Annotated in this window: 11 protein-coding genes; 5 read left to right on the plus strand and 6 right to left on the minus strand. The window is 38.2% G+C overall.

Annotated features, from left to right (window positions below; genetic code table 11):
* The first annotated feature begins 152 nt into the window (after positions 1-152).
* A complete protein-coding gene (locus SOLCA_RS20085) occupies positions 153-914 on the plus strand; it encodes an endonuclease/exonuclease/phosphatase family protein (protein WP_014682311.1) in 762 nt (253 codons plus the stop codon).
* Positions 915-1,067: 153 nt separating this feature from the next.
* On the opposite strand, the gene polA is transcribed toward SOLCA_RS20085, so the two are convergent.
* Positions 1,068-3,866 carry a DNA polymerase I gene (gene polA / locus SOLCA_RS20090; RefSeq protein ID WP_042480266.1) on the minus strand — a complete coding sequence of 933 codons (2,799 nt, stop codon included), beginning with the start codon at positions 3,864-3,866 and terminating at the stop codon, positions 1,068-1,070.
* 266 nt (positions 3,867-4,132) lie between these two features.
* On the opposite strand from polA, the gene hutH reads away from it, so the two are divergent.
* The 3 genes from hutH (at position 4,133) to SOLCA_RS20105 (ending at position 6,216) form a co-directional block, all read left to right on the plus strand.
* Complete coding sequence (gene hutH, locus SOLCA_RS20095; protein ID WP_014682313.1) at positions 4,133-5,626, plus strand: histidine ammonia-lyase; 1,494 nt, start codon at positions 4,133-4,135, stop codon at positions 5,624-5,626.
* An 84-nt stretch (positions 5,627-5,710) separates the two neighbouring features.
* Complete coding sequence (locus SOLCA_RS20100) at positions 5,711-5,965, plus strand: type II toxin-antitoxin system Phd/YefM family antitoxin (RefSeq protein ID WP_014682314.1); 255 nt, start codon at positions 5,711-5,713, stop codon at positions 5,963-5,965.
* Positions 5,962-6,216, plus strand: a complete 255-nt coding sequence (locus tag SOLCA_RS20105) for a Txe/YoeB family addiction module toxin (RefSeq protein WP_014682315.1) — start codon at positions 5,962-5,964, stop codon at positions 6,214-6,216. Before SOLCA_RS20100 ends, SOLCA_RS20105 begins: the two co-directional genes overlap by 4 nt.
* A gap of 33 nt (positions 6,217-6,249) precedes the next feature.
* Here SOLCA_RS20105 and lpcA read toward each other — a convergent pair whose 3' ends face one another.
* The 5 genes from lpcA to SOLCA_RS20130 all read right to left on the minus strand — a co-directional run bounded on the left by lpcA (position 6,250) and on the right by SOLCA_RS20130 (position 12,321).
* Positions 6,250-6,819, minus strand: a complete 570-nt coding sequence (lpcA, locus tag SOLCA_RS20110; RefSeq protein WP_014682316.1) for a D-sedoheptulose 7-phosphate isomerase — start codon at positions 6,817-6,819, stop codon at positions 6,250-6,252.
* Between the two features lie 75 nt (positions 6,820-6,894).
* Complete coding sequence (locus SOLCA_RS20115) at positions 6,895-8,121, minus strand: PQQ-dependent sugar dehydrogenase (protein WP_157604614.1); 1,227 nt, start codon at positions 8,119-8,121, stop codon at positions 6,895-6,897.
* A 78-nt stretch (positions 8,122-8,199) separates the two neighbouring features.
* Complete coding sequence (gene pfkA / locus SOLCA_RS20120) at positions 8,200-9,168, minus strand: 6-phosphofructokinase (protein ID WP_014682318.1); 969 nt, start codon at positions 9,166-9,168, stop codon at positions 8,200-8,202.
* A 193-nt stretch (positions 9,169-9,361) separates the two neighbouring features.
* On the minus strand, positions 9,362-11,470 hold the full coding sequence (locus SOLCA_RS20125; protein ID WP_042481755.1) for a protein-disulfide reductase DsbD family protein: 2,109 nt from the start codon (positions 11,468-11,470) through the stop codon (positions 9,362-9,364).
* Between the two features lie 89 nt (positions 11,471-11,559).
* On the minus strand, positions 11,560-12,321 hold the full coding sequence (locus SOLCA_RS20130) for a biotin--[acetyl-CoA-carboxylase] ligase (RefSeq protein WP_014682320.1): 762 nt from the start codon (positions 12,319-12,321) through the stop codon (positions 11,560-11,562).
* Positions 12,322-12,371: 50 nt separating this feature from the next.
* Between SOLCA_RS20130 and rsfS the strand changes: the two genes are divergently transcribed.
* Positions 12,372-12,746 (plus strand): ribosome silencing factor, encoded by a 375-nt coding sequence (gene rsfS, locus SOLCA_RS20135; protein WP_014682321.1) that lies wholly within the window; start codon positions 12,372-12,374, stop codon positions 12,744-12,746.
* Positions 12,747-12,864 lie beyond the last annotated feature (118 nt).

Raw genomic sequence — 12,864 nt, forward strand, 5'->3', positions numbered from 1 at the left:
AGAAAAGGATTAGAATTTCAAAAAATCATAGTTCTTCTCTCTATCGACTTTGTGGAATATAATATTTTTGTTACTTTGCGGGTAACCCAATGTATCAATATATCCTTCTCTGAGGTTAAATCGTTATCTTGTTAACCGTTAAACTGTAAATTATGAGAAGTGTCGTAACTCTTTTTACTTTTTTGTTGCCAATAGCTTTTGCTAAATCGTATGCTCAAACCAAGCTGAAAGTTATTACTTACAGCATAAAGTATGGTGAGAATCCTTTTGAGAATAAATCCAATATCGAGGATGTTGGTAAATTTCTTTATGATATGCAAGCAGATTTTGTTGCTCTGCAAGCAGTAGATAGTGTAACAACACGATCCGGAAAAGTGAATCAGCCTCAGGAATTTGAACAGATCACTAGTTTATATAAAGTGTTTTCTGCGTCACAACAGATAGATAATGGTAAGACCGGAATACTTTTGCTATCAAAATGGCCGATTACTTCTACGCGGATTATAAAATTACCTGACAATAAGTTAGGAACTCCTCAAACTGCAATAATAGCTGATGTTAAGATGGAGGGAAATAAGAGCATGACTTTCATTTGTGCCAATCTTGATGATAAATATGGGGCCAATCGGGAAAATCAGTTGAATGCAATTACCAAAGCCGCAAATACGGATAATCCGGTTATTTTTGCTGGCAATCTGAATATTGATCCTGCCGATCTTGAATTTGATAGTATCAAGAAAAAATGGCAAGATACCGGTAACTCTGCTTACACCTATGATTTTAACGGAACTCAAAAACGGATTGATTATATCTTGCTTTCAAAGAAGAATACATGGAATGTGGTAGAATATAAAGTATATCCACAACGATATTCTGATCATTTTCCGGTAGTGACGAAGTTGGAGGTTTTTTAGTCGAGAGCCTTGAGTCCGGAGTCTTGAGTCGCAAACTATAACGCAGAGAATTAAATAGTATAAAAGAAGAAGGCTTTCATAATTGAAAGCCTTCTTCTTTTATACATTCCGGACTCTTGACCCCAGACTCTTAACTCCAGACTCAGGACTAAATTAATGCGCTTCTAACCAGTTTTGGCCTAAACCACTTTCTACAAGGATTGGAACTTCCATTTTTATAGCTGACTTCATCAATTCTTCAATAACAGGGCGAACTCGTTCTACTTCTGTTTTAGGAACATCAAAAACCAGCTCATCATGCACCTGCAATATCATCTGGGTTTCTACTTTCATGGATTTTAGTTCGCGATGAATATTAATCATGGCGACTTTGATCATATCGGCTGCAGAGCCTTGAATTGGGGCGTTAATCGCATTTCGTTCGGCGAATCCACGAACCACCGCGTTAGCAGAGGTAATGTCGCGCAGGTATCTTCTTCTACCTAAAATAGTTTGAACGTAACCGTTTTCGCGAGCAAAGTTCATCGTATCACTCATGTATTGTTTAATACCTGAATATTGGCGGAAATACTCGTCAATAATCTCAGCGGCCTCTTTACGGGGAATGCCAAGGTTTTGAGACAAACCGAAAGCTGATTGACCGTAAATGATACCAAAGTTCACCGCTTTTGCATTTCTGCGTTGATCAGAAGTAACTTCATCCAATGTGACGCCATAAACCTTTGCCGCAGTAGCCCGGTGAATATCGTATCCTTTCAGGAAAGCATCTAACATACCTTCGTCTTTACTGATTTCGGCGATAATACGAAGTTCGATCTGCGAATAATCGGCAGAAAGAAGAATGAAATCATCATTTTTAGGAATGAAGGCTCTTCTTACTTCTCTACCCTTTTCGGTTCTGATCGGAATATTTTGCAAATTCGGATTTACTGAACTCAATCTTCCTGTTGCTGCTACAGCCTGGTTAAACGAGGTGTGTACTCGTCCCGTTTTAGGATTGATCATCAACGGAAGTGCATCTACATAAGTAGATTTCAGTTTCTGCAATTGTCGGAAATCCAAAACATCCTGAACCATTTCGTGCTTGGGTGCCAAAGCCGTCAACACATCTTCGCCAGTTTGATATTGGCCGGTTTTGGTCTTTTTAGCTTTAGGGTCGAGTTGAAGTTTCTCGAATAATACTTCTCCTAATTGTTTTGGAGAAGCAATATTAAAACGTACGCCTGCTTTTTCGTAGATCTGACGTTCTAAACGGGTGATATCATTTTGTAATTCCTTAGAATAATCTGCAAGGCCTTTTTCGTCAATTTTAATGCCCTCTTTTTCCATGTCGGCTAAAACATAGATAAGTGGATTTTCTACTTCGCGAGCTAATTTATCAGCATTTAGTGTTGGAAGAATAGGTTCAAAGGCATGTTTAAGTTGAAGGGTAATATCGGCATCTTCAGACGCATATTCACCGGCTTTATCAACATCCACATTGCGCATGTTATCCTGACCTTTGCCTTTTTTGCCAATCAGTTCAGTAATGGAAATCGGGGAGTAATTCAGGTAAGATTCAGCCAGAAAATCCATGTTATGACGAGTGTCAGCATCGATCAGGTAATGAGCGAGCATGGTGTCAAATAATACCCCCTGCACTTCAATTCCGTACCATTTCAGGATCAAAATGTCATATTTTATATTTTGACCAATCTTTTCAATCGCTGCATTCTCAAAGAAACTTCTAAATTCGTTAACAATCTTTTGCGCTTCGATTTGATCTTCTGGAACGGGAACATAAAAACCTTCACCAGTTTTCCACGAGAAAGAAAAACCAACAAGTTCTGCATTATTAGCATCAGTTCCGGTGGTTTCAGTATCAAAACAAACAGACTTTTGCATTAATAACTGCGAAAGAAGTTGCTGTCTTTCCTCGGCGGTGTTAAGAACTTGGTAATTGTGTTCAGTATTGGCAATCGTTTTAAAACTGGTTGGCGTTTCGTAGGCTTCCTCTTCCGCTTCTTCAATCTGCACAGCTACCGTAATTGCCGGCCCGCCAACCGGATTTCCAAACAGATCTGTTTGCATGTTGCGATTTTGCATTGCCTGACCGCCAGTTACAACAAATTGCTCACCGAAAACACGTTTTCCTATAGTTCTGAATTCAAGTTCAGCAAAAAGAGGCTCTAACAATTCCTTGCTTGGCTCCTTAAGTTTTAGGGCATCATCATCAAGTTCAATCGGAACATTAACAAGAATGGTAGCTAACTTTTTAGAAAGTAATCCTTGTTCTTTAAATGTTTCCAGATTTTCTTTTTGTTTTCCTTTTAATTCGTGTGTATTGGCGAAGATGTTTTCCATTGAGCCGTATTTCTGGATCAATGTTTTTGCCGTTTTTTCACCAATTCCAGGAACGCCAGGTATATTGTCAACTGCATCGCCCCATAAACCTAATATATCAATTACTTGGTCAACACGCTCTACCTCCCATTTTTGCAATACTTCCTTAACCCCCATAATTTCCATTTCGTTACCCATACGTGCAGGTTTATAAATGAAAATTTTATCAGTTACGAGCTGTGCAAAATCCTTGTCAGGCGTCATCATATAGGTAATGAATCCGTGTTGTTCAGCTTTTTTTGCTAAAGTTCCTATAATATCATCTGCCTCATAACCATCAAAAGTGATAACCGGAATATTGAAGCCTTCAATAATTCGCTTTACATATGGCAATGCAGCTGAAAGATCCTCGGGCATTGCTTCGCGATGCGCTTTATAATGTTCAAAGTCAGTATGACGTTCTGTTGGAGCATCAGTATCAAATACTACAGCAATATGTGTAGGTTGTTCTTTTTTAATCACCTCTAACAAGGTATTCGTAAAACCCATCATTGCCGAAGTGTTGAGGCCGGATGAAGTGAAACGAGGATTTTTGCTTAATGCAAAATGGGCGCGATAAATCAGCGCCATACCATCTAACAGGAATAATTTTTTAGTCAAAACGGATATGGTTATGAGACGTACAAATGTAAAGGTAATTTTTAATTGGAGATATACCTCATCCCCGGCCCTTCTCCTTAAGAAGAAGGGAGCGCTCGGAATGGTATAAAGGTTTTATTGCTTAATAAAATCATTTTAGAGTGGAAACTCTCTTTCTTGAGGAGAAGGGTTGGGGATGAGGTGTTAAAATCTTTTTCTATTTTTGGGCATCAATCAATAATCAATAAACCAAAAGAATGAAGGTACATCATATTAGTACAGCTCCCATTACATTGGAGCTGATTAGCTCAATTGTGGAGAATGGACAACAATTGGCACTTTCTCCTGAATCTGCTCAAAAGATTACGGCGTGTTTTAATTATTTGCACGAGAAAATTAAGGAGAGCACTGAGCCTATATATGGCATTAATACAGGTTTTGGATCATTACAAAATGTTTCTGTTGATAATGATAAACTGGAAACCTTACAAAGCAATTTGTTGAAATCACATGCTTGTGGTACCGGGGATGAGGTTCCACAGGAGATCGTGAAATTAATGTTGCTATTGAAAATCCAATCGTTAAGTTATGGTCATTCTGGTGTGCAACTTTCAACAGTTGAACGTCTAATTGATTTTTATAATCATGATGTATTGCCTGTAGTTTATACACAGGGCTCATTAGGTGCTTCCGGGGATTTAGCGCCACTTGCTCATCTTTCATTGCCATTATTAGGTTTAGGTGAAGTTTATGTAGAAGGAAAGAAAAAAGCTTCTTCGGCTATGCTTCAGCAATTCGGCTGGGAACCGTTGCATATGAAAGCAAAAGAAGGTTTAGCATTGATCAATGGAACTCAGTTTATGAGTGCTTATGGTGTTCATTGTTTGTTGCTTTCTAAGAAACTTTCACGTGTTGCAGATGTGGTAGCGGCTACATCAATTGATGCGTTTGATTGTCGAATTGATCCTTTTAATGAACTGATTCACCAAATCCGTCCGCATAAAGGCCAGTTGGAAACAGCCAAATTTATTGCTGAGATTTTGGAGGGAAGTGAATTAATCAGCCAGGGCGGTAAACAGACACAAGATCCATACTCATTCCGCTGTGTGCCGCAGGTACATGGCGCATCAAAAGATGCGATTAATTATGTGGAATGGGTTTTCTTAACTGAGATCAATGCTGTAACTGACAATCCAAACGTTTTTCCAGAAGCCGATAAAATTCTTTCAGGAGGTAATTTCCATGGACAACCACTGGCATTGGCATTAGATTTCTTGTGTCTGGCATTGTCAGAACTTGGAAGTATTTCAGAAAGAAGAACATTTCAATTGATTTCAGGTTTACGCAAATTGCCTGCCTTTTTAGTGGCAAAACCAGGTTTGAATTCAGGTTTAATGATTCCTCAGTATACAGCGGCATCAATTGCAAGTCAGAACAAACAGTTATGTACTCCTGCATCTGTAGATTCTATTGTTTCTTCAAACGGACAAGAAGATCATGTAAGTATGGGAGCCAATGCTGCAGTTAAAGCTCATAAGGTTGTAAAAAACCTGGTTTCTATATTAGGTATTGAATGGTTGAATGCCACTCAGGCATTAGAACTGCGCAAGCCGTTGAAATCCTCACCTTTTATTGAGAAATTATTAGTGGATTTTAGAAAAGAGGTAGCATTCATTACTGAAGATCGTCAACTATCCATTGATATTGAGAAATCGAAAGAATTTATCGTTGAGCGGATTGTTATAGAATAATCTACTTTAAACAAAAAAGCGTGTTGTACAAAATTTTGTACAACACGCTTTTTTGTTTACTTTTGTTCAAAAATACTATTGAAGATGGAAATTACAACGTACTCATACTTCAGGCAAAACCTTAAGACATTCCTTGATAAGGTTTTATCAAGTCATTCGCCCTTATTTGTTACGAGGAATAATGGTGAAGATGTAGTAGTTCTGTCAAAGTCTGACTATGAAAGCATGCAAGAAACTTTTTACTTGCTTAAGAGTCCAAACAATGCACTCCGACTATTAAAAGGCATAGATGAATATAATAAAGGCATGGGGCAACAGCGGGATTTAATTGAAGAATGAAGATTGTTTTTTTAAGTGACGCATGGGATGATTATCTGTTTTGGCAATTGACAGATAAAATAATCCTCAAAAAAATTAACAACCTGATAAAAGAAATTGAAAGACAACCTTACGATGGCAACGGAAAACCTGAACCATTAAAGCATAATTTGGCTGGTTGGAGGTCTCGTAGAATAAACCTGGAACATCGTCTTGTTTATCGGATAGACAATGATTCTATAATCGTTTTACAATGCAGATATCATTATTAATAAAGAAGGCTGGAATTTCCAGCCTTCTTTATTTTATAAAACATTTCGTTCGATATAATCAATTAAGGAGTGAATGCATTTGATGTGGATCTCCTGCGCTCTATCAGCGTATGTAGAATGTGGAGCCCTGATCTCTACATCGCATTCAGCCGACATTTTTCCACCATCTTTTCCAGTAAGTCCAATAATAGAGATTCCTTTCTCTTTGGCAACTTTAATGGCATTCAGTACATTCTCAGAATTTCCACTTGTACTTATTCCCAATAAAACATCACCTTTTTGTCCGATAGCTTCAAGATACCTTGAAAACACATAAGCATAACCGTAATCATTACCAACACAGCTCATATGTGAGGGATCAGAAATCGAGATGGCAGCCAATGCCTTTCGGTCATTCCTGTAGCGGCCCGATAGTTCTTCAGCAAAATGCATTGCATCACACATAGAGCCTCCATTTCCACACGAAATGATCTTTTTGCCACTTTTTAATGCATCAACCATTAATTGTCCGGCAGTCTCAAGTGCTTCAAAATTTTTATCATTAGTCAGAAACGCTGTTAAAACGTCATGCGCTTCTGAAAAGTGTTGTTTTATTTCGTTCAAGACTTATTAATTTTGAAAGCCCAAAAATAGGTTTTAAAAACAATACTTTTCACAGACTGCGGACTAAGACAATAATTAATCGCTTGCTATTAATTTGTAAACAGCTCCCGTTGGACTTAATGGTTGTGTGTCTAAACTCGTAAGCACATAAAGCTGATGATCCATGTCCTCTCCAAAGCTTAATACACGCAAATTTTCCGGTTTATTTTTAACCTCCAGTTTTTCTCCACTCCATGTTGTTCCGCTACCCGACAGTGTGAAAAAAACACCTGTCCAATCAGCAAAAACATACTTGTTTAATAGTGCAGGAACCGCCTCACTGCAGGCAAAATAGCCTCCTGTTACACTTACTCCGTTGTCATGGTCATATTCATAAATAGGAAGAGTTAGGCCGGTTTGATCACAGTTTGTAGCAGGGTTATAGCAATGAGATGCTTCCATTATCCGCCATCCGTAATTTTTTCCCTTTTCAACTATATTGATTTCTTCATATTTGTTTTGTCCCACATCCGCGCAGAACAGGCGACCAGTGTTTTTTCTGTCAAAAGAAAACTTCCAAGGATTTCTGAAGCCATATGCCCATATTTCTTTACGTTGATTAGGGCCTGAAAAAGGATTGTCAGCTGGGATACCGTAAGGATCGCCACTGTTTACATCAATTCTGATTATTTTTCCTAAAAGTGTATTCAGATTTTGGCCGTTTCCTATTGTTCCATGTTCATCACCGGCACCACCTCCGTCACCTAATCCCACATATAAGAAACCATCAGGACCAAACTCCATATGCCCTCCGTTGTGATTCGATTCTGGCTCTTCAATTTCCATTATTATTCGCTCTGAAGCATCAGCTACATTGGCGTTTGAGGAGACTTTATACTCGGCTAAAATACTTTTGTGATCACTCCCGGCAGCAGATGAGGGGGCTGAGTAATAAATGTAGAACTTCCCATTTGTTTTATACTGAGGATGGAAAGCTAATCCGAGAAGTCCACGTTCAGTGTACCTATCGTTCATTTCTACCATTTTACTACTTACATTCAGGAAAGGAGTGGAGATTAGGCTTCCGTTTTCAATAATTTTGATCGTTCCTTTTTGTTCTACAATGAACAATCGTTTGGACCCATCATCCGGGACCGCCATTTCAACGGGGGATTCCAGGCCTTCAGTTACTAATCCTAATGCTACAGAACTACCCGGTTGTTGGGGGGTACCGTCGCCCGAATTGCTCTTCCCAGAACAATTCACTAAAAGCGCAAGGCTCATTAGTGCGACAAAAGCGAGATATATTGGTTGGTTTTTCATAACCATAATATACACTTTTAATCGTTAAAATGAGCCTAACTATTTGATTAAATGCAGTTTATGTTTTTTAAAGAAAAGTTAAGAGGCTAATATGCCAACCATTCTTAGCATTTCCACATCCATTTTTGCTTCGTCTTTAATTGCTTCAGCAAAAGGAGTATAAACGATTTTTTTATCAATCTTACCTACCATCACACCTTTTTGACCGGCAATTAAAGCTTCCACAGCATGAAAACCCAATTCACTAGCCAGCATGCGATCGAAACATGATGGAGACCCCCCACGTTGGATGTGACCCAACACAGAAACTTTGGTATCAAATTGAGGAAACTTCTCTTTTACCTTTTCAGCTACTGCAAATGCGCCACCGGCTTCATCGCCTTCAGCTACAATAATGATCTTTGCAGATTTGCGACGTCCTTTTTCCAAACGATCATATAGTCTTTCCAGATCAAATTTTACTTCAGGTAATAAGATGGCTTCTGCACCAGTTCCAATTCCTGTTGCTAAAGCAATTTGACCAGAGTCTCGGCCCATAACTTCAACAAAGAATAAACGGTCGTGTGATTCAGCGGTATCACGAATTGCATCAACTGCCTTGATTACGGTATTAATAGCAGTGTCGTAGCCTAAGGTAAAATCAGTACCTGATAAGTCATTATCAATTGTACCCGGAGCTCCAACTGCAGGAATTCCGTATTCCTTTTCAAATACAGTAGCGCCAGTAAATGTTCCGTTGCCACCAATTGCTACCAACGCATCAATGCCTTGAGCTTTTAATTGTTCATAAGCTTTTTTACGACCCTCAGGAGTCATAAAATCCTTACTCCTTGCGGTTTTAAGAATAGTTCCTCCTCGTTGAATAATATTAGCTACAGATTGAGTTTCTAATGGTACAAACTCGCCATTGATCATTCCTTCGTAACCACGCATTATTCCAACAACTTCAATATTATGATATATAGCAGTACGTACTACTGCTCTTACACATGCATTCATGCCAGGAGCGTCACCTCCGGAAGTAAAAACACCAATTTTCTTAATCATTGTTCAAAAAATTTTAAGCGCTATTAATTTTTAGGTAAAATACTCGTATACCATTAAACTAATGTGGCAAATGTATATAAATTTTGTAATCTACTTTATGACTTTGGTTATAGATTACGATATTCAAGATGCAAAAATAAGAAAGGCCTTCTGAAATATACTCAGAAGGCCTTTCTTATGTGTTATTTAATTTTTATTTCATTGTTAATTTCTGATTCTCAAATGCTTGTTTTCCGCTATCGAGGAAACGAACGTAGTTTTGAATATCAGGGTTGTAAGCCTGAGGTTGTACTAATGCTTTACCAGCATGATCTATTAGCACATAATATGGTTGAGAGTTCGTATTGTAGGTTGAAGCTTGTAAATCACTCCATTTTTTTCCAACAGTTGTGATTTTTTTACCGGTTGTTTTTGAGACATATTGTTCGCTTTCCGGCAATTCGGTTCTATCATCAACGTACAATGAAATCAATACATAATCACCTTTTAAGCGCTGTAATACATCCGGATTTGACCAAACATTTGCTTCCATCTTACGACAATTTACACAGCTGTGTCCGGTAAAGTCGACCATTACAGGCTTGCCAACCTTTTTCGCGTAAGCCAACCCTTCTTCATAATCAAAGAATGCATCAATTCCGTGTGGAGCGTGGAAAATACCTGCATATTTTTTTGCGGTATGAGCCGAAGCCTGATTATTGTTATTAGACCCGCCACCTACAGTAAGAACTGACAGATCGAAATCTTGAGTTCCCATTGGAGGAGCAAAAGCACTGATCGATTTTAAAGGAGCACCCCATAATCCTGGGATCATATAAATTGCAAATGCAAAAGAAGTTAGCGATAGAAACAGACGAGGAACAGACACATAATGCAGGTCGCTATCATGCGAGAATTTGAGTTTTCCTAATAAATAGAATCCTAACATGGTGAAGATCACGATCCATAATACAAGGAATACTTCTCTGTCTAAAATACCCCAGTGATAAGCAAGGTCTACATTCGATAAGAATTTCAATGCGAATGCCAACTCAATAAAGCCTAACGTAACTTTTACTGAGTTTAACCAACCGCCTGATTTAGGCAGATTTTGTAGCCAGCTTGGAAATATTGCAAACAAGGTAAAAGGAATTGCCAGCGAAGTAGAAAAACCTAACATTCCCATTGCAGGACCTAAATACTGTCCTTTTCTTGCTGCTTCTACCAACAAGTTACCAATAAGTGGGCCTGTACATGAAAACGACGCTAATGCTAAAGCTAATGCCATGAAGAATATTCCCAGTATTCCTCCTTTATCTGCTTTTTCATCCGCTTTAGTCGCCCATGAGCTTGGCAAAGTAATTTCGAATGCACCAAAGAATGAAGCAGCGAAAACCACTAATACCACAAAGAATATAAGGTTTGCAATTGCGTTACTTGCCAGTTGATTTAATGCATCTTCTCCAAGCGCAATTGTAATTCCTAAACCAAATATCACATAGATACCTATGATAGCTAATCCGAATATGATTGCTTTGCGGATACCTGCAGCACGTGAAGGACTGCGTTTGGTAAAAAAGCTAACTGTTAACGGAATCATAGGGAATATACAAGGCATTAATAAAGCCACAAAGCCAAATAAAAAGCCTTCTATGAAAATTCCCCAGGTTGACGCTGATTTAATTTCGGTTGGTCCGCCATTTTCATGAGTGGTAATTGGAGTTACTCCACTTTTTGAAACAGTATCATTCGCAGCTGTATCAACAGTTGTTGCATGTGCGGCTGTACTAGTGCTATCAACTTTTGTAGTTGCCTGTGCTGTTTTAGGATCTGTTACAGCAGGAGCAACAGTTGCATCTGCAGTTTTTGGAGTTCCGGTTGCTGAAATGGTGAATTCAACCTCTTCAGGAGGTAAGCACTGTTGGTCGTTACAAACCATGTACTCTAATTTACCGCTGATTTTCGCTGAAGGAACTTTTAGTCTTATTTTTTGTTCAAAAACTGCTTTGCCTTCAAAATAAGCGATGTTCATTTGAAAGGTCTGATCAAATCCTTTGTGAGCAGGAGTTTTCTCGTCAACCTTGCCAACTAATTCATAATCCTTTGAAGGGGTGAATTTAAAGGAAGTCGGAACCGGGCCTCCATCAGCGATGAACTGTGAATACATATGCCATCCACCATCGATTTTTGCAGTAAGAATCAATACGGCCTCATCACCTTTGGTATTCTTGCTAGAATACGACCAGGTAACCGGTGTTTCGATCTGTGCATAAACAGCAATGCTACTTATCAGCATCGCTAACATTACTAGTACTCTCTTCATTCGTTTATCTATGTTTAGGTTAAGCCAACTGAGCATCGGCAATCGCAAAATTAGAAAAATATTTATGCGTAATTGTAAGATTTACATTACTATATAAACTCTATTTCTTTAAAGGAGAATGACTTAACCTCATTATTTATATCTACTTGAAGCTGACCGCATTGGCTAACTCCAACTATTTCACCATAAAAAACTTCGCCATTAGCCCTATAAAGGTCTCTTACGCCAAGTCTGTATAACTGATTAAGATAATCAGTATTTAATTTATCTAGTGCCCCATTCTTTAGTTGTAGATATCGGGCTTCAAGATATACGCTTAATGCATTTAAACAGTTTTGTAACAAGTAATCTTCATTTTTTATCAATTTAAATGAGATGGCTTTTACAGCTTGAGGAAAATGACTTTGATTGATATTTAAACCGATTCCCACTATCGATTGTTTTAGGTGAGTGCCCGAAAGAAAATTCTCAATTAAAATACCTCCAAGCTTATTGTCTTCCCAATAAATATCATTAGGCCATTTTATGCTAACTTTACCCCCTAGAAAATGAACTGCAAAGTCAGCAACGCCTAAACTAACTGCTTTATTGAGATCAAATTGATCAACGGCTTTTACAAAAGTTGGACAGAGCAAAAAGCTAACAGTAAGGTTCTTTCCCGGCTCTGCAAACCATTTGTTCTGCATTTGCCCCCGCCCGCTATGCTGGTTTTCTGCCATAATAACAGTACCTTCGGGAGGTGGCGTAGAATTTGTAAGTAAATTCTTTAAATAATTGTTGGTCGAATCAACTTCGCTTAATGCAACGAGATTTTGACCTATAAATAATGCAGAATTAGTAGTAAATTGCATTTTAGTGAGTATTAAATCAAGTTTATAAATTTTCAAAGTTAGGTTTTTGAATGGTAAAAAACAGAAGAACGGATGAATCCCAAATGATTTCAGATGTTATCATTCACGGAATTCAGGAGAAGAAAGGAAATGAAATTGTGAGGCTTGACCTCCGAAATATACACAGTTCTGTTACCGATTATTTCATCATTTGTGATGCAGAATCGACTACCCAGGTAAGAGCCATTGCTAATTCAGTGGAAGCAGAAGTGTATAAAGCATTGAAAGAAGAACCCTGGAGAAAAGAAGGGTTAGATCATTGCGAATGGGTTTTGTTAGATTTTGTGAATGTGGTTGTACACATTTTTAAAAAAGACAAACGTTTATATTATGGTGTTGAAGAATTGTGGGGTGACGCGGAAATAAAGACCTACCAAAGCGCCTAATTGTTTGGTTAGTTATCACGTAGCTATGTAACAATAGTTTGTTATTGACAAACAGATTATTAATTATGTAATTATTTGATTATCTCGCAGCAGAATAAAACAAACTTGCAACCCTCAG

It is taken from the genome of Solitalea canadensis DSM 3403, assembly GCF_000242635.2.
GTDB classification, from domain to species: Bacteria; Bacteroidota; Bacteroidia; order Sphingobacteriales; family Sphingobacteriaceae; genus Solitalea; species Solitalea canadensis.

Excerpts from the sequence above, each read along its gene's own strand:
- SOLCA_RS20125 (WP_042481755.1), bottom strand. The coding sequence starts at position 11,470 with ATGAAGAGAGTACTAGTAATGTTAGCGATGCTGATAAGTAGCATTGCT.
- polA (WP_042480266.1), bottom strand. The coding sequence starts at position 3,866 with ATGGCGCTGATTTATCGCGCCCATTTTGCATTAAGCAAAAATCCTCGT.
- SOLCA_RS20100 (WP_014682314.1), top strand. The coding sequence starts at position 5,711 with ATGGAAATTACAACGTACTCATACTTCAGGCAAAACCTTAAGACATTC.
- pfkA (WP_014682318.1), bottom strand. The coding sequence starts at position 9,168 with ATGATTAAGAAAATTGGTGTTTTTACTTCCGGAGGTGACGCTCCTGGC.
- SOLCA_RS20130 (WP_014682320.1), bottom strand. The coding sequence starts at position 12,321 with ATGCAATTTACTACTAATTCTGCATTATTTATAGGTCAAAATCTCGTT.
- rsfS (WP_014682321.1), top strand. The coding sequence starts at position 12,372 with ATGGTAAAAAACAGAAGAACGGATGAATCCCAAATGATTTCAGATGTT.
- hutH (WP_014682313.1), top strand. The coding sequence starts at position 4,133 with ATGAAGGTACATCATATTAGTACAGCTCCCATTACATTGGAGCTGATT.
- SOLCA_RS20105 (WP_014682315.1), top strand. The coding sequence starts at position 5,962 with ATGAAGATTGTTTTTTTAAGTGACGCATGGGATGATTATCTGTTTTGG.
- SOLCA_RS20115 (WP_157604614.1), bottom strand. The coding sequence starts at position 8,121 with ATGAAAAACCAACCAATATATCTCGCTTTTGTCGCACTAATGAGCCTT.
- SOLCA_RS20085 (WP_014682311.1), top strand. The coding sequence starts at position 153 with ATGAGAAGTGTCGTAACTCTTTTTACTTTTTTGTTGCCAATAGCTTTT.